13 protein-coding genes are annotated in these 17,197 nt (G+C 55.7%); 5 read left to right on the plus strand and 8 right to left on the minus strand.

The genetic code is table 11. The features are described 5' to 3' along the window. Nucleotides 1–88 precede the first annotated feature (88 nt). From napC to napF, 5 genes are all read right to left on the minus strand, one after another. On the minus strand, nt 89–706 hold the full coding sequence (napC, locus tag OC597_RS11360; RefSeq protein WP_085118070.1) for a cytochrome c-type protein NapC: 618 nt from the start codon (nt 704–706) through the stop codon (nt 89–91). An 11-nt stretch (nt 707–717) separates the two neighbouring features. Then, the gene (napB, locus tag OC597_RS11365) at nt 718–1,143 is read right to left on the minus strand and encodes a nitrate reductase cytochrome c-type subunit (protein ID WP_409977076.1); all 426 of its coding nucleotides are present in this window, start codon (nt 1,141–1,143) and stop codon (nt 718–720) included. A gap of 79 nt (nt 1,144–1,222) precedes the next feature. After that, on the minus strand, nt 1,223–3,709 hold the full coding sequence (napA, locus tag OC597_RS11370; protein WP_262208755.1) for a nitrate reductase catalytic subunit NapA: 2,487 nt from the start codon (nt 3,707–3,709) through the stop codon (nt 1,223–1,225). Next, complete coding sequence (napD, locus tag OC597_RS11375) at nt 3,706–3,972, minus strand: chaperone NapD (protein WP_176980464.1); 267 nt, start codon at nt 3,970–3,972, stop codon at nt 3,706–3,708. The genes napA and napD overlap by 4 nt, the downstream gene beginning before the upstream one ends. Then, complete coding sequence (gene napF, locus OC597_RS11380; RefSeq protein ID WP_262208756.1) at nt 3,962–4,459, minus strand: ferredoxin-type protein NapF; 498 nt, start codon at nt 4,457–4,459, stop codon at nt 3,962–3,964. The genes napD and napF overlap by 11 nt, the downstream gene beginning before the upstream one ends. A gap of 414 nt (nt 4,460–4,873) precedes the next feature. On the opposite strand from napF, the gene narQ reads away from it, so the two are divergent. Further along, the gene (gene narQ, locus OC597_RS11385; RefSeq protein ID WP_261259157.1) at nt 4,874–6,556 is read left to right on the plus strand and encodes a nitrate/nitrite two-component system sensor histidine kinase NarQ; all 1,683 of its coding nucleotides are present in this window, start codon (nt 4,874–4,876) and stop codon (nt 6,554–6,556) included. Between the two features lie 161 nt (nt 6,557–6,717). Continuing rightward, nucleotides 6,718–7,350 (plus strand): two-component system response regulator NarL, encoded by a 633-nt coding sequence (narL, locus tag OC597_RS11390; protein WP_085118079.1) that lies wholly within the window; start codon nt 6,718–6,720, stop codon nt 7,348–7,350. A 26-nt stretch (nt 7,351–7,376) separates the two neighbouring features. Here the strand turns inward: narL and OC597_RS11395 are convergent, their stop codons facing one another. Next, nucleotides 7,377–7,655 carry a winged helix-turn-helix domain-containing protein gene (locus OC597_RS11395; protein ID WP_099062557.1) on the minus strand — a complete coding sequence of 93 codons (279 nt, stop codon included), beginning with the start codon at nt 7,653–7,655 and terminating at the stop codon, nt 7,377–7,379. Between the two features lie 280 nt (nt 7,656–7,935). Between OC597_RS11395 and acrD the strand changes: the two genes are divergently transcribed. Further along, complete coding sequence (acrD, locus tag OC597_RS11400; RefSeq protein ID WP_262208757.1) at nt 7,936–11,073, plus strand: multidrug efflux RND transporter permease AcrD; 3,138 nt, start codon at nt 7,936–7,938, stop codon at nt 11,071–11,073. Nucleotides 11,074–11,193: 120 nt separating this feature from the next. Here acrD and ypfM read toward each other — a convergent pair whose 3' ends face one another. Beyond that, nucleotides 11,194–11,253 carry a protein YpfM gene (gene ypfM, locus OC597_RS11405; protein ID WP_112349006.1) on the minus strand — a complete coding sequence of 20 codons (60 nt, stop codon included), beginning with the start codon at nt 11,251–11,253 and terminating at the stop codon, nt 11,194–11,196. Between the two features lie 238 nt (nt 11,254–11,491). Further along, entirely contained in the window at nt 11,492–13,531 is a 2,040-nt protein-coding gene (locus tag OC597_RS11410) for a TonB-dependent receptor domain-containing protein (protein ID WP_262208758.1), read from the minus strand. A 396-nt stretch (nt 13,532–13,927) separates the two neighbouring features. Between OC597_RS11410 and yncE the strand changes: the two genes are divergently transcribed. Further along, on the plus strand, nt 13,928–14,998 hold the full coding sequence (yncE, locus tag OC597_RS11415; RefSeq protein WP_262208760.1) for a 7-bladed beta-propeller protein YncE: 1,071 nt from the start codon (nt 13,928–13,930) through the stop codon (nt 14,996–14,998). An 8-nt stretch (nt 14,999–15,006) separates the two neighbouring features. Next, complete coding sequence (locus OC597_RS11420) at nt 15,007–17,178, plus strand: TonB-dependent siderophore receptor (RefSeq protein WP_262208762.1); 2,172 nt, start codon at nt 15,007–15,009, stop codon at nt 17,176–17,178. Nucleotides 17,179–17,197 lie beyond the last annotated feature (19 nt).

Here is a 17,197-nt window from a genome sequence, read left to right on the forward strand (position 1 = left end):
CGCGATTAGGGGCCGAAGTGACAAAGGATTTGCAACAAAAAACCCCGCAGCCCATCAAGAACTACGGGGTTTTTACCACCAAAAGCATTTAGAAGCCGTTAGGCACGTCGCGCATATCCGGCAGCTTGTGGGCGATCCCCTTGTGGCAATCGATACAGGTTTTGCCTTCGGTTATCGCCTTGTCGTGCATCTTCGCCGCCACGGTTTTCTGCGCGGTAAAGTCCATATACTCAAAATTATGGCAGTTGCGGCACTCTTGCGAGTCGTTAGCCTTCATGCGAGCCCATTCGTTGCTCGCCATCGCCAGCCGGTGCTGATCAAATTTCTGCGGCGTGTCGATCAACCCGAACGCTTTGGCATACAACTCTTTGCTGGCCTTGATCTTACGCAGCATTTTCGGCCCCCACTCATGGGGCACGTGACAATCCGGACAGGTCGCACGCACGCCACTGCGGTTGTTGTAATGCACCGTGCCCATGTATTCTTCATAGACGTTTTCGCGCATTTCATGACAGCCGATACAGAACTGCTCGGTATTCGCCGCCTCCATGCCGGTATTGAAACCGCCCCAGAAGATGATGCCGGCACCAAAACCCAGCAACAGCAACGTACCCAGCGCCAGACGACTAGGCCTGCGCCACCAGCGCCATAACCGCAGCAGCCGACCGGGCTTTTTTTCAGTGGTGGTGTGTTGGTCTTCGCTCATAGCTCCCCCGCTTAGTGCCCAAAGCCCGGCATGGGCTGGAAATCATTGCCGACAATCGGCGCCGCGTCGGTTTGCGGTACGTGACATTGCAGACAGAAATAACGACGCGGTGCGACTTCACTCAACACCTTGCCGTCCCGGTCCATAAAATGCGTCGGACTGATACGCGGCGCACCGGTGGTACGGTAATGTTCCACGCCGTGGCACTGCAGGCAGCGGTTGGTGTTCTTGCTGATCTGATAACCATCAACGCTGTGCGGGATCATCGGTGGCTGATTAACGTAGTTCAGCGCCATCCGTTCCTGCTGTTTCGGCATCGAGATCGGCCCGCTGACAGTGCCGGACACTTCAGGGGACTTACTGAGATCGACATCACCAGCAGCAAACGCCAGACCGGCGAAGGCCAGCGACAACAGGGTCACCCACAGGGCAAGCATCTTTTTCACAACAGGGCTTTTCATTTTTATTTGGCTCCCAGGTAATAAAATCGGGTGTTCATCGCGCAATTCGTCCGCCTCACACCTTCTGCAATTTCACCGCACATTTCTTGAAGTCGACTTCCTTGGAAAGCGGATCGGTAGCGTCCAGCGTCAGGTTATTGACCAGCTGCGCCGCATCAAAGAACGGCATATACACCAGCCCCCTTGGCGGACGGTTACGGCCACGGGTTTCGACCCTGCTGATCAATTCGCCACGGCGCGACAGCACCTTGACCTTCTCACCACGGCGCAGGTTGCGGCTTTTGGCATCCAGCGGATGAATAAACAGCACCGCCTCCGGGAAGGCCCGATGCAGCTCCGGCACCCGGCGGGTCATCGAACCGGTATGCCAATGTTCCAGCACCCGACCGGTGGATAACCAAAGGTCGTATTCGCTATCCGGGCTTTCCGCCGCTGGTTCGAACGGCAGTGCGAAGATCACCGCCTTGCCGTCAGGCTTGCCGTAGAAACGCACTTCTTCCCCGGCTTTCACATAAGGGTCGGTACCTTCGCGATAACGCCACAGCGTCTCTTTGCCCTCCACCACTGGCCAGCGCAGACCGCGAGCCTGATGGTAGCTATCGAAAGGCGCCAGATCGTGGCCATGACCGCGCCCAAAACCGGCATACTCTTCAAACAGCCCTTTTTGCAGATAGAAACCGAAGTCGCGTGCCTCGTCGTTCAGTTGGTCCACCGGGATTTCAGTCAGCGGGTATTTGTTGACCTCACCATTGGCAAACAGCACGTCGTACAGCGTTTTGCCGCGATATTCCGGTTTCTGTGCCAGTAGTTCCTCCGGCCAGACTTCTTCTACCTTAAAGCGCCTGGAGAACTCCACCAGTTGCCATAGGTCAGATTTGGCCTCGCCCGGTGCTTTCACCTGCTGGCGCCAGAACTGGGTGCGGCGCTCCGCATTGCCGTAAGCGCCCTCTTTCTCCACCCACATAGCTGTCGGCAGGATCAGATCGGCAGCCAGCGCACTGACGGTCGGGTAAGGATCCGACACCACCACAAAGTTGCGCGCATCGCGCCAGCCCGGCATGCGGTCTTCATTGATGTTCGGCCCGGCCTGCATGTTGTTGTTGCACATCACCCAGTAGGCGTTCAGCGTGCCGTCTTTCAGCGCACGGTCCTGCGCTACAGCATGCAGCCCGACTTTAGCCGGGATGGTGCCGGCCGGCAGTTGCCATTTCTGTTCGGCTGTCTGACGGTGTTTTTCGTTGGTGACCACCATGTCGGCCGGCAGACGGTGAGCAAAGGTGCCCACCTCACGCGCGGTACCGCAGGCGGAAGGTTGGCCGGTCAGTGAGAAAGGTCCACAACCCGGTTTGGAAATCTTGCCGGTTAACAAATGCAGGTTGTAACACAGGTTATTAGCCCACACGCCGCGCGTGTGCTGGTTAAAGCCCATGGTCCAGTACGACACCACCTTGATGTTCGGATCGGCATACAGCTTCGCCAGCGCTTCCAGTTGGTCTTCCGGCACGCCGCTCATTTTCGCCGTTTTTTCCAGCGTGTACTCCGCCACGAAGGCCTTGTATTCCTCGAAGCTCATCGGATCCGAAGCGTCGCTGCCCGGGTTTTTCGCCGTTTTTTCCAATGGGTTAGTCGGACGCAGACCGTAGCCGATATCCGTCGCCCCACGGCGGAAGTTAACGTGCCGATTCAGGAAGTCCTGATCCACTGCGTTGTTTTGAATGATGTAATTGGCGATGTAATTCATGATCGCCAGATCGGTCTGCGGCGTGAACACCATGCCGTTATCCGCCAGTTCGAAGCTGCGATGCTCGAAGGTCGACAGCACCGATACATTGACTTTCTCGTTGCTCAGGCGGCGGTCGGTAATGCGCGACCACAGGATCGGGTGCATTTCCGCCATGTTGGAGCCCCACAGCACGAAGGCGTCGGCCTGCTCGATATCGTCATAGCAACCCATAGGTTCGTCCATGCCGAAGGTACGCATAAAGCCCACCACCGCTGACGCCATACAGTGCCGAGCGTTCGGATCCAGGTTATTGGAGCGCAGGCCGGCTTTCAGCAGTTTGGCGGCAGCATAACCTTCCCACACCGTCCACTGGCCGGAGCCGAACATGCCAACCGCGTCTGGGCCCTTCTCTTTCAGGGCCTGCTTGAACTTCTCGGCCATGATGTCGAACGCCTGCTTCCAGCTGACCGGCGTAAACTCGCCTTCTTTGTGGTACTGGCCGTCTTTCATGCGCAGTAGTGGCTGGGTCAGACGATCTTTGCCGTACATGATCTTTGGCAGGAAATAGCCTTTGATGCAGCTCAACCCACGGTTGACCGCCGCATCCGGATCGCCCTGTGAAGCAACAATACGGCCATTCTGGGTGCCAACCAGCACGCCACAGCCGGTACCGCAGAAACGACAGGGCGCTTTGTCCCATTTGATAGCGTCAGCGCTGCTGGCCACTGCCTGCGCCACCGTAGGAATAGTCAGCCCGGCGGCTGCCGCAGCGGCTACCGCGGCGTTTGCTTTCATGAAGTCTCGACGACTGAGTTTCATGGCGTTACCTCACCTTGAGTGTCCTGCTGGTGATAAACCAGCGATACAGCCAGCACGCCATCCAGATTGCGTACCGACTCAATTTTTTCCAGCAGTTGATGAGAGCAAGCCGCCTGCATCACTACCACCAGCTTGCCGTGCTGCGGATCCTGCGCCGGGATTTCCGTGTCCGTTATCGCCAGCAAGGCGGTTATCAGTCGTGGAATTTTTTCCGGTCGCGCCTGCACTACCAGCCCGCTGACGTGCCATTCGCTATTCATTATTATTTTCGCTCCGGGTTAAGGTGACGGCGTCGGCCGGACAACCGGCGACACAGGCGCCACAGCCATTGCAGGCCGCAATGTCCAGCATCGGCTGCGCCATTTCGCCCAGACGAGGCCGAAAGCGGATCGCCTGAGTCTCACAGCTATCCTGGCAACTGCGACATTCCACACCCCGCTGCGCCAGACAGGCGCTACCGAATACCGCATGTTGCCGCCAGGGAGTGTCTGCCAACGGGCGAAATAGCGGTTCCTCGCAGGCCTGCACGCAGAGCCCGCAAAACGTGCATTCCGCTCGCTGGAAATCAATTTCGGGAAAACCGCCGCTGCCGCCGATCAGCACCCCGGTTTCGCAAGCGCGAACGCAGGCCTGGCAGCGAGTGCAACCGGCAATAAAAAGGGATTCTTGCAGCGACCACGGGGGGCGGATCGCTGCGGTTGGCTGACGCCATTGTCCACCGAGCAGTTTGCGCCGTGACAATACGGTCATACGGTTTTCCTCGACATTGCAAACACGCCATCGCGTGAAATAGAACCTGTTTTTGTATTGTTATTGTAGTCATTGCCAGGGAATTTCCCGTTGCCGCCATAACGTGAAAGACGACAGGAATAAACCCTGAGAAAGACGGGGGTAAGATAAGGGGATCGCTGGGGGTATATAATTACCCTAAATGGGTAAATGCGGGGGTAGCTTGCGCCAGATCAATCTATTTCCGCTTTCAATGGGTTACCGGCCACAGGAACGCCAGCCAGACGCTATCTAGTTGATTATATAGCGTCTGCATTTTGTGGTGATGCAGACCAACTTAATGCAAAACGCAGCGCATTTTAGTTGCAAAACTTATAATTTTGCTTTCGAATGAAACCCGGCGATGCTCATCGCCCAGCAGAAAAGGATGCATGATTGCTTGTTAAACGTTCAGTGACCAGCAGCCTGGCCAAGGCGCTGTTTTGCATTGTAATTTTGTCCGTGCTCTCCACCGGGCTGGCGCTGACCACCGTTGCTGACAGCCTGCGCGATGCCGAAGCGGTCAACATTGCCGGTTCGCTGCGCATGCAGAGCTACCGACTGGCTTACGATCTCACCCGTGCGGCTCCGGAGCTGGAACAGCACCTGTTGCAGTATCAGCAATCGCTGCAAGCCCCGGCATTACAAAAGCTGGACCGTTTTTACGTGCCTGCGGAAGTGCGGGAAAAGTATCTGGCGCTGCAGCATGCCTGGCAACCGCTGGCACTGCAGATCCAGGCCGGCCAGTCGGCCGACTATCAGGCCAATATCGCCGGCTATGTTAACCAGATTGACCATTTTGTGTTGGCGCTACAGCGTTATTCCGAGCTGAAACTGACCATCGTGGCGGCCATCAGCGTGCTGGGCTTTATCGCCATCATCGGCCTGGTGCTGTTTTGCATCCGTTTTATGCGCCGTCAGGTCGTGGCCCCGTTGAAGCACCTGGTGGATGCCAGCCAACGCGTGCAACAGCGGGACTTTAACCACCCGCCGCTGGATACCGCTCTGCCGAACGAACTCGGGGTACTGTCGCAGGCCTTTACCGCCATGTCGGGCGACCTGGCCAAGTTATATCAGTCGCTGGAGCAGAAAGTGCAGGTAAAAACCCAGCGACTGCAACAAGCGAACAAGACGCTGGAGGTGCTGTACAACTGCTCACAAGCGTTGAGCGTGCGGCAGATAGACCAACAGGCATTCGAAAAAATCTTGCATATCGTGCGCCAAAGCGAAGATTTGCACTGCATCCGGCTAAACGTGGCGGACAACCTCAGCGAATGGCAATTGCACAGCGGTAGCCCTTCGCCAACGCTGGCATGGCAATCGTTGACCATCATCCAGGGCGACAAACCGCTGGGTGAACTGAGCTGGCAGCATCAGGAGCATCCACCACATCCGCATCTGATGCAAAGCGTGGCCAACATGCTGAGTCGTGGGGTTTATTTTAACCGGGCGCAGAAACAGCATATGCAATTCTTGCTGATGGAAGAACGCGCCACTATCGCCCGGGAGCTGCACGACTCTCTGGCACAGGCGCTGTCATTCCTGCGTATTCAGTTAACCCTGCTCAAGCGCAAACTGGCAGGCAGTGCCCCTGAAGCCCAAGAGATCATTACCGATTTTGACCAGGCGCTGGCCGATGCCTATCGTCAGCTGCGCGAGTTGCTGACTACCTTCCGCCTCAATATTCAGGAGGCCGATTTGAACACCGCGCTGCAGCAGTTGCTGGCACCATTAAAGGTTCTTACCGGCGCGCGGATTCAGTTACACTGTCGGCTTTCTTCCCAGGCGCTCAACGCCCAGCAGCAGGTGCATGCGCTGCAGATTGTGCGCGAAGCGGTGCTCAACGCCATCAAACATGCCGAAGCACAGGAAATCGTGATTCGCTGCGAAATGACGGCCGAAGGGGATAACAGTATCAGCATTGCTGACGACGGCTGCGGCATCGCCAGCCTGAATGAACCCGAAGGTCACTATGGCCTGACCATCATGAGCGAACGCGCTGCGCGACTGGGAGGAACGCTGCGCATCCAGCGGGGTGAGCCGGACGGCACGGAAGTCCGCCTGACATTCCCGTCATAAAATCAGGACTGTTCACCCTTCGTTACGGTTTAGCGAAGTCTAACGGTCATTTCAGGATGTTTGTGGCGTCAATTGCCACTATTTTATAAGAGTCTGTCCCACTGTGAAGCGTGCTGCACAGCGCGTTTGAGTGGCTTTACTCGCTACAGGGAGCATATTTCATGGTGATGAAGAATTACCGAGTGATGATCGTCGACGACCACCCGCTGATGCGCCGCGGCATCAAACAACTGCTGGGGCTGGATCCGCTGTTTACCGTGCTGGCCGAAGCCAGTAACGGCAACGAAGCCATTACGCTGGCGCTGCAACACGCGCCGGACGTTATTCTGCTCGATCTGAATATGAAAGGTTTGTCCGGTCTGGACACGCTGAAAGCGCTGCGTAATGAAGGCGTGGATGCCCGCATCATCGTGCTGACGGTGTCAGACTCACGCAACGACGTGTATGCGTTGATCGACGCCGGTGCCGACGGCTACCTGCTGAAAGACAGCGAGCCGGAACAGTTGCTGGAACACATTCGCGCAGCGGCGGAAGGACAGAACGTGATCAGCGACGCGGTGGCGGACTATCTTTCATCCCGCAGCGAACAGCACGATCCCTTTGCCGAACTGACCGAACGCGAGCTGGACGTGCTGCAGGAAGTGGCGCGCGGCCTGTCTAATAAACAGGTAGCGGCGCAACTGCACATTTCTGAAGAGACGGTAAAAGTGCATATCCGCAACATGCTGCGCAAGCTGGACGTGCGTTCACGCGTGGCGGCCACGGTGATGTATCTGGAGCACAAGAGTCATTAATACTTCCCCGGCACGCCGGGGAAGCTTTATTCAATCGCGGCGAGCAGCGTCTGATGATGCTGGTTAACCCAGCCCTTGTTGATCGGCCCCCAATTTTCCAACTGGTAGAAACCGTCGTTATTACGTACGCCCTGCTGAACAAACTGCAGCTCCACTCCCAGGCCTGGCAAGGCTTTCAACACGTCTTGCAGGGTACGGCGCGGCCAGCCGGTCAACTCCATCAGACGTGGAACATTGGGCCGTTCGCTGTGGCTGATCAACCAGCACAGATAAAGACGACGGGCAAATACCGGGTTAATTTCCATGCCTTGCTCCTGCATTATATGAGTCCTGATGATTTCCCGTGATTCCTGAACGGTCAGGCCCTTGATAGTAATAAAATTGTCTTAATGGCTTTTTTAACGACAATAGCGGCACCATTGCAGGTTTCTACTACCGTTATTTACATTATCTCCTTTTTTTCTCCACGCTTTACTCCCCCTTCCCGAGTAAAGTGCATAAGCGCCGGAATCCTTCCCAGCCGCTGATGAACGCAATTCCGATGCGTCTTAAAGATAGAACAAGTCATAACGAGGTTCGCGCTGCATGGCCAATTTTTTTATTGATCGCCCGATTTTCGCCTGGGTTCTGGCAATTATTCTTTGCCTGACCGGCGCTTTGGCGATTTCTTCCTTACCGGTGGAACAGTACCCGAACCTGGCGCCGCCGAACGTGCGCATTAGCGCCACTTACCCCGGGGCCTCGGCGCAAACGCTGGAAAACACCGTCACCCAGATTATCGAACAGAACATGACCGGCCTGGACAACATGATGTACATGTCGTCGCAGAGTACCAATACCGGGCAAGCCACGGTGACGCTGACCTTTGAAGCCGGTACCGATCCCAACGAGGCAATGCAGCAGGTGCAAAACCAGCTGCAGGCGGCAATTAAGCGGTTGCCGCAGGCCGTACAGACCCAGGGCGTGACGGTTTCTAAATCTGGTGACACCACGCTGATGATGGTGGCCTTTGTCTCCACCGACGGCAGTATGGACAAACAGGACATTGCCGATTACATCGTTTCCAACCTGCAGGATCCGCTCAGCCGCATCAACGGCGTGGGCAGCATGGACGTTTACGGCTCACAATACGCCATGCGTATCTGGCTTGACCCCAACAAGCTCAACAGCTACCAGCTCACCACCCAGGACGTAGTCACCGCCATCCAATCACAGAATGCGCAGGTGGCGGTCGGCCAGCTTGGGGGCTCGCCATCCGTTGATAAACAGGCGCTCAACGCCACCATCAACGCCCAGTCTCAGCTACAGACGCCGGAACAGTTCCGAAAAATCACCCTGCGGGTCAATCAGGATGGCTCTCTGGTGACGCTCGGCGATGTTTCCACCATCGAACTGGGCGGCGAAAACTATAACTTCCTCAGTCGCTATAACGGCTTGCAGGCCGCCGGCATGAACATCAAACTGGCCTCCGGTGCCAACGAGCTGCAAACCGACCAGTTGGTGAAAGATAAAATCGCTGAGCTGTCGCAGTATTTCCCGCACGGACTGGAGGCGAAAGTCGCCTATGAAACCACGCCGTTCGTTAAAGCCTCAATCAAAGACGTGGTAAAAACCCTGCTGGAAGCCATTCTGCTGGTGTTCCTGGTGATGTATCTGTTCCTGCAAAATTTCCGCGCCACCCTGATCCCGACCATTGCCGTGCCGGTGGTGCTGATGGGTACCTTCGCCATTCTTTCGGCCTGCGGATTCAGTATCAATACCCTGACCATGTTCGCCATGGTGCTGGCCATCGGGCTGCTGGTGGATGACGCTATCGTGGTGGTGGAAAACGTCGAACGCGTGATGAGCGAAGAAGGGCTATCGCCCCGAGATGCCACCCGCAAATCCATGGGGCAGATCCAGAGTGCGCTGGTCGGTATCGCCATGGTGCTGTCGGCGGTGTTTATCCCGATGGCGTTCTTCGGTGGTACCACCGGTGCCATCTACCGCCAGTTTTCGATCACCATTGTTTCTGCCATGGTGCTGTCCGTGCTGGTGGCGATGATCCTGACCCCTGCCCTGTGCGCGACCCTGCTCAAACCGATCGCCAAAGGCCACCATCACGGTAAACGCGGCTTCTTCGGCTGGTTCAACCGCATGTTCAACCGCAACGCCGATCGCTATGAGCGCGGCGTGGCTCGGGTGCTGCACTCCAGCGTACGCTATATGGTGATTTACCTGCTGCTGTTGGGGGGCATGGCGTTGCTGTTTATCAAGCTGCCAACCTCGTTCCTGCCGCAGGAAGACCGTGGGGTGTTTACCGTACAGGTGCAATTACCGGCGGGTTCTACCCTGCAGCAAACCACCAAAGTGGTGGAAAAAGTTGAGCATTACTTCCTGACCCAAGAGAAGCAGGACGTGCTGTCGGTGTTTTCCACCATCGGCGCCGGGCCTGGCGGTAACGGGCAAAACGTGGCGCGTATGTTTATTCGGTTGAAAGACTGGGATCTGCGTACCTCGGGTGCCAACAGCTCTTTCGATATCATCAATCGTGCCACCCAGGAATTTAACAAGATTAACGAGGCACGGGTAATTGCCAGCAGCCCACCGGCGATCACCGGTCTGGGCAACTCTTCCGGTTTCGATATGGAGCTGGAGGATCACGCCGGGCTGGGTCACGAAAAACTGATGGCAGCGCGCGATCAACTGTTGCAACTGGCCGCCGCCAATCCCCTGCTGTCCCGGGTACGCCACAATGGCCTGGATGACAGCCCGCAACTACAGATTGATATTGACCAACGCAAGGCACAGACGCTGGGTGTTTCTATTGATGACATCAACAACACGCTGTCGACCGCCTGGGGGTCAACCTACGTCAACGACTTCGTCGACCGTGGTCGGGTGAAAAAAGTTTACGTGCAGGCTGCCGCACCGTTCCGCATGTTGCCTGGCGACATCGATAAATGGTTCGTACGCAACAGCGCGGGCGGCATGGTGCCGTTCAGCGCCTTCGCCACCTCCCATTGGGAATACGGTTCCCCACGTCTGGAACGCTATAACGGCAGCTCGGCGCTGGAGATTGTTGGTGAGGCGGCAGAAGGCATCAGCAGCGGTACCGCGATGGTCGAAATGGAGAAGCTTGTCAGCCAGCTGCCAACCGGCTTCGGCCTGGAATGGACTGCCATGTCCTATCAGGAACGCCTGTCCGGCTCTCAGGCACCGGCGCTGTACGCCATCTCGCTGCTGGTGGTGTTCCTGTGCCTGGCCGCGCTGTATGAGAGCTGGTCGATTCCGTTCTCGGTGATGCTGGTGGTGCCCCTAGGGCTGATTGGTGCCGTGGCCGCGACCTGGCTGCGTGGGCTGGAGAATGACGTGTACTTCCAGGTGGGGATGCTGACCATCATTGGGCTGTCGGCGAAAAACGCCATTTTGATCGTCGAGTTCGCCAACGAGCTGAATCATAAAGGTCAGGATTTGATGTCAGCGACGCTGGAAGCCTCGCGCATGCGTCTGCGGCCAATTCTGATGACCTCACTGGCGTTTATCTTCGGCGTACTGCCGATGACCATCAGCAGCGGTGCCGGCTCAGGCAGCCAGCATGCAGTAGGCACCGGCGTGATGGGCGGTATGATTTCCGCTACCCTGCTGGCGATATTCTTCGTACCGCTGTTCTTTGTGCTGGTTCGTCGCCGCTTCCCGGGCAAACCCTCCAGAGCGGCCAAACCGCAAGACAGCGCAGAATAGCAGGCAAAAAAAAGCAGCGTCGGGAAACCGATGCTGCTTTATCTCGAACGAGCGTCTCGTTCCCAAGGTGCTTCAATCACGGACAAATCAACCAACCTTGTTTTCAGCCTCAACGCAGTGTCAGTTACCTAACATCTCTTCGATGAAGTCTTTCCAGTTTCCTAACTCACGATCAACCATAATAATTTACAACCTCAATTAATAGACGAAGCGAATTCTACGCCTGTTTTCTGAGCAAGTGAAGGGGATTGGGAACGATGCCAGCCGCGAAAACCGGGGATAGTGCACATTTTCGTATTTATCTGATCAATCGATAATCCCGGCTATTCCCTTCCGATCTTAATCCGTCCAAGCCAATGCAGAAAAGATCTAACCCGGCCGTTGTTAGCAAGCTGCCGGGCTATTGACTCAGCAAAACTTAGAAATCGACGCGTAAGCCGAGGTTATAACGACGGCCCTCCAGCTGCGGATATTCCCCCCAACTGGTGGTGCGTTTTGGCGCACTATCGAAAATGTTATACACGCCCGCCATCACCTGGGTGTGCTTGTCGAAGTGGTAAATCACCCCGGCGTCCAGCAAGGCATAAGCACCGTAGCGGGTATGGTCGCCGGTCTCCTCGTTGCGACTGCGATAATTGACTTTGGACCAGACGTCCAGCGCCGATGCAGCCGCCCACTTGGCGGATAAGTTGGCCATGTGTTTTGGGAAGTCATTTAGCGCATAGCCCTTATTGACGCCGTTTTTCTGCTCGCTCTTGTTGAAGGTGTAGTTGGCGCTGAGATTCAGACTGTCTGTCGCCTGCCAATCTGCGTTAAGTTCGACACCGTAAACATTGGCCTTGCCAATATTGAAATACTTATCGATCGATTCGGCGTTATAACCGTTCACCACGCAAGGATGGTTGGCACTCGCCTCGCAGATATTCACCTCCGCGATCTTGTCCTTGAAGTCGGTATAAAACACCGTGCCGTCAAAGGAGAGATCGCGATTGTTGTTCCAGTACAGCCCCAGTTCGGTATTCAGGCTGGTTTCCGGCTTCAACTCGCTGTTGCCCACCGACAGATAGGGATAAGGCGGGTTGCTGCCACGCGGCGTAATGAATTGATCGGAGTTTTCCCGCAGCGACGGTTTTTTATAGCCGGAAGAGACGCCGCCCTTCAGTGCCCAGGCTGAATCGAGGATCCAGTTGCCGTAAAGTTTCGGGCTAATGTGGGTGCCAAAGTAATTGTCCCGATCCATACGTGCCGAGGTGGTCAGCGAGAAGTCATCAATGTTCCACTGCCCTTCGGCGAACAGCGCCCAGCCGTCGCGCGAGATTTTCGTGACGGGATCGATGCCCGGTGCCCGTTTGTTGTCGGCATAGAAATCGTCATTCAGCGTTTCACGGCTGTAGTTGGCGCCGAGAGTCAGGTTGTGTTCACCCAGGCTTAGCTTGGCCTGGCTGTTCAGCACGTAATTCTCGGTCTGGATATGCTGTGGTGCCAGCGTGCTGGTGTGGAAGGTTGACTCGCCTTTTTCGTATTGAAAATAACTGGTGGTGGCGATGCTATCTTCCGCATACCAACCCGAGTGGGTCAGGCTCAGGGCATCACGATCAAAGTCCCAGCCCCAAGGGGTGCCACCTCCTTTCTCCGTCCGGCTGCGTTTTTTCTCCCCTTTCACCAGATTCAGGTCGAACAGGTTGGTCTCATTGGCGGCAAAACCGAGCGTCATATCGAGCGACTTTTTGTTGTTCTTGCTGAACGAGTTGGGTTTTTCGTCCTCACGCCGATCGAGGTAATCCGCCGACAGGCTAAGCCCCAGAACATCGGGTACCAGCGGCCCCATAAGGAACAGGTTGGTCTGTTGGGTATTACCGAACTCCTGATGTTGTTGCAGGAAACTGTTTGCGGCAATCGAGCCCATCCACTCCCGTACGCCAAACGGTTTTTTGGTGATGACGTTGACCACGCCACCGATGGAGTCCGAGCCGTACAGCGATGACATCGGGCCGCGGATCACCTCAATACGATCGATGGCCGCCAACGGCGGTAAAAAGCCGGCTTCGGTGCCAACATTCTGGCCATAGGGACGGGATTCGCCGGTATTCTGCTTAATGCTGTTGACCATGAACGAGGTGTAACTCGAATCCATACCGCGGATCATAACGTCGCCGGACACCTCAGTGCCGGCACCGTTGCTGACAGACACCCCCGAAATATCCTGAACCGCTTCGGCCACATCGCCGCTGTTCTGTTTCTCGAGCGCCTTGTGATCGATAACCGAAATGCTGGCCGGGGCGTATTTCTTGTTCTGCTTGAATCCGGAAGCGGTGACCACCAGTTGGTCTTCCTGGGAGGCGTTATTTTTCTGTTCTGCCTCCCCTTCCTGCGCGTAAGCCTGAGGGGCAATAATCAATGCCAGCGCCATAGCCCTGGCTAGTCGGCTACGTTTTCCCATGAATTGTTTAACACTCATAACCATTCCTAATAAAACCTGTTTCCGATTGGTGTTGTAACCCGCAAAGCGTCCAAAAAGTGGCTACCGCAGCAGGAGGTGAATGGCTCTCTCCAGCCCACTCTGCACACCGGTGGATAGCCCCTGTCGGTGGTATTTTTATTTACAGTTCTTAACAGTTGCTGGCGAATATAGCGGATATTTCTTCGCATTTAAACGAAATGATAATCATTACATTAACTAAACAAACCGGAAACAAGATCTGTTAATGCCGTAAATTATGATGGATATTTTATAAAATACCTTATGTTTCAATAAATAAAACTCACACACCCACATGATTAATTAAATGATATTGATATTAATTATCAATATCATTAGCATCATTGAATCGTAAACTGATGTAAAGGAATGTATATGAAGTTGCACCTGTCCACCCCAGGCAAAGGTTTCTCTTTCAGCGCACTGACCTCCGCCATGCTGCTGCTGTCTTGCTCTACGCTGGCCGCTGAGCTGCCAGAAAGCCATTTCCAGACCAAACCGGTGGGATACGGCCTGTATGAACTGGCATTTGATGGTCAAAACAACACCTTGTTTGCCGCTTCTACGCCTTCATTCGCCAAAGGCAACAACGGCGGTATTGTTTACCGTATCAACCCAGCCACGCTGGCCACGGATGGGAAAATCACTACCCAACGTCGTGCCTTCGCCACCGCGCTGGATGAAGAACGGCATGTCCTGTACATCGGTAACACCGTGGACGGTTCCGTCACCCTGCTCGATACCCAGAGTGGTAAAGAACTCGCGACCATCCAGCTCAGTGAAAGCATGAAAGAAGACCAATTCATCCCGACGCGTGAAATGGTGCTTGATAAGAAAAATCAGCGTTTGTATGTCTCTGGCACTTCCAAGAAAGGCGTGCTGTGGGTGATCGATACCGCCAAGCGGGAAAAAATTGCCACCCTGAGCGACGTCGGCGAATACCCTACCGGCCTTGCCCTGGACAGCGAACGTGGCCGTATCTACTGCGTTAACGGCGGCGGCGAACTGATTACTCTGGACACCAGCAGCCACCAGATCCTCAATCGTCTGGTGGTAGAACCCGCCAAGAGACATTTCTTCCTTAACATCAGTCTGGACAGCAAAACCGGTCGCGTCTTCCTCACCGACCCCGACCTGCCGAACGTGCTGGTAGTCGATATCAACAGCGGCAAAATCCTGCACCAGATTGACGTGATCAACTCACTGGCGGTGCTGTTCAACCCGGCGCGCAGCGAGATCTACATCACTCACCGCGAGGCCAAGCGCATCAGCATCGTTGACAGCAACAGCTACCAGGTCAAAAACAGCATCGTCACCCGCGCTTTGCCTAACAGCCTGGCGCTTTCAGCCGACGGCAATAGCCTCTTCGCCAGCATCAAGCAGTCCAAGGAAGAGATGGAGAAAAAGCAGGACTATCTGCTCAAGATTAATCTCGGCGGATTGTGAGGCAGGTCATGGCTAGTTTTATGATCCGCCTTTCCGGCGGGGTACTGCTGTGCCTGCCGGTCATGGTGGCACAGGCGGCGGGGACCGGGCAGGCCCCCTCCCCACAGAAAGAAGAAACCCTGGAGGTGGTCGCTTCGCCGTTAAGCGAGGATGGCAGTACCGAAAACACCGGCTCCTACACCACCAGTCAAATGAACACCGCCACCGGCTTGCCGCTGAGCATCAAGAATACGCCGCAGTCGGTCGCGGTCATCACCCGCCAGCAAATTGACGATATCAATGCTTATTCGCTAAAGGATATCCTGCGCTGGTCCACCGGTGTCAGCGAGAGTAACTACGACAGCGAACGCTCCTCGTTCAATTACCGCGGTTTTAGCGTCGATAACTATCAATACGACGGTGTTCCCACCTTCTTTGATTCGGGTTATTCCGGCGGCGAGTCGGAAATTGACTCGATCACGCTGGATCACGTCGAGATCGTCAGGGGGGCCGCCGGTCTGCTGAACGGCGTCGGTAATCCGGGCGCGGCCATCAACCTGGTCAGAAAGAAAGCGTCCAGCCTTTCTCCTTTTGCCCGCGTCGAACTCTCCGCCGGTTCCTGGGATCACTACCGCACCACGGTCGATGTCGGCACACCGCTCAATGACGAAGGCACCGTCAGGGTGCGCATCGCCGCCGCCGGCGAACGTAGCCACTCGTTTATGGACAGACATCAGGAACGCAAAGGAGTGATCTACGGCACGCTGGAAGCCGATCTGAACAGCGATACCCTGCTGCGCCTGGGGGCGGATTATCAACAAAACCGGCCTAAAGCCTCCACCTGGGGTGGTGCACTGCCGACCGGCTGGTTCAGCGACGGCAGCGAGATCAATTGGGATCGCCACTATAACGGTGCCTCTGACTGGTCAAGCTGGGACACCACGCTCAGCACCCAGTTCGCTACGCTGGAGCACCAGTTCGAGAACGACTGGAAAGGCGTAGCCAACTACACCCACAGTCGGCAGGTCTTCGATGCCAAAATGGCAATGAGCCTTGGCGGGCTGATTGATCCGGATACCTGGGCGGTGAAACCTTCAACCCCTTATGTCGGGCGTTATGAAGGATACCGGGATCAACATGCGGTAGACCTGAAGCTGAACGGTGATTTCAGCCTGTTGGGCCGTAATCACAAGTTTGTGGTGGGCAGCTCTTCAGCCTGGCAGCACAGTTACAGCACCTCTCGTAGCGCCAGCGCCTCACAACTGTTTAGCGGCAGCCTGCTGGATTGGAATGGCGGTCTGGGCGAACCCGAGTGGTCAGACAGAATGCCGCAAATGGATTACCGTACGCGACAAATCGGCTTCTACAGCAGCGCTGACTTCTCGGTAACCGACCGTCTGGATCTGATACTCGGCGCTCGCTTCAATAGCTTTAAAAACACCACCACCAGCACCGCGAATAAAGTCACTCCGTTCGTCGGTACGATCTATAAGCTGACCGATCAGGTCTCTGCCTATGCCAGCTACACCAACATCTTCAAGGATCAGAATCTACTCGACAGCAGCGGCCACTACCTGGCGCCGATCGAAGGGGTGAATAAGGAAGTGGGCATCAAAGCGGCCCTGTTGAATGAGCGGCTCAACCTGTCGCTGTCGGCATTCCGCATCACGCAAGACAATCTGGGCGTGCTGGACGAAGACACCGCCAATCTGGACTGGCTGCAACAGACCTATCATGAGAGCCAGGGCGCCACCAGCAAAGGCGTTGAGTTCGAACTGAACGGCGAGCTGGCTCAGGGCTGGAACGCACAGTTTGGCATTACCCACTTCTCACTGAAGGACAAAAATAAGGTCGATCTCAACACCGAGCAGCCGCGTACCCGCATCAACCTGTTCACCACCTACCAACTGACGGGGGCCTTGCGCGACCTGACGCTGGGCGGCGGCGCACGCTGGCAGAGCAGCGTTTACGCCAACGTCAACGGTGCCAGGAACGGTGAAATGGTCAATCGCAAAGCCGAGCAAGGGTCTTACGTTCTGGTCGATGCGATGGCGCGTTACAGGCTGACGCCGCAAACCGCGGTGCAACTTAACCTGAACAATGTTTTCGACCAGAAATACTACTCGCAGGTTAATTTCTACAGTACCCGCAACTATGGTGAGCCGCGTAACTTCATGCTGACGCTCAAACACGAGTTCTGATCGCCCACAGTAACCCGTT

This window comes from Serratia proteamaculans (genome assembly GCF_946227095.1).
In the GTDB taxonomy this organism is placed as follows: Bacteria; Pseudomonadota; Gammaproteobacteria; order Enterobacterales; family Enterobacteriaceae; genus Serratia; species Serratia proteamaculans_E.

Coding starts and splice junctions, on each gene's coding strand:
- napC (WP_085118070.1), bottom strand. CDS start 706: ATGAGCGAAGACCAACACACCACCACTGAAAAAAAGCCCGGTCGGCTG.
- napB (WP_409977076.1), bottom strand. CDS start 1,143: ATGCTTGCCCTGTGGGTGACCCTGTTGTCGCTGGCCTTCGCCGGTCTG.
- napA (WP_262208755.1), bottom strand. CDS start 3,709: ATGAAACTCAGTCGTCGAGACTTCATGAAAGCAAACGCCGCGGTAGCC.
- napF (WP_262208756.1), bottom strand. CDS start 4,459: ATGACCGTATTGTCACGGCGCAAACTGCTCGGTGGACAATGGCGTCAG.
- narL (WP_085118079.1), top strand. CDS start 6,718: ATGGTGATGAAGAATTACCGAGTGATGATCGTCGACGACCACCCGCTG.
- OC597_RS11395 (WP_099062557.1), bottom strand. CDS start 7,655: ATGGAAATTAACCCGGTATTTGCCCGTCGTCTTTATCTGTGCTGGTTG.
- acrD (WP_262208757.1), top strand. CDS start 7,936: ATGGCCAATTTTTTTATTGATCGCCCGATTTTCGCCTGGGTTCTGGCA.
- OC597_RS11410 (WP_262208758.1), bottom strand. CDS start 13,531: ATGAGTGTTAAACAATTCATGGGAAAACGTAGCCGACTAGCCAGGGCT.
- yncE (WP_262208760.1), top strand. CDS start 13,928: ATGAAGTTGCACCTGTCCACCCCAGGCAAAGGTTTCTCTTTCAGCGCA.
- OC597_RS11420 (WP_262208762.1), top strand. CDS start 15,007: ATGGCTAGTTTTATGATCCGCCTTTCCGGCGGGGTACTGCTGTGCCTG.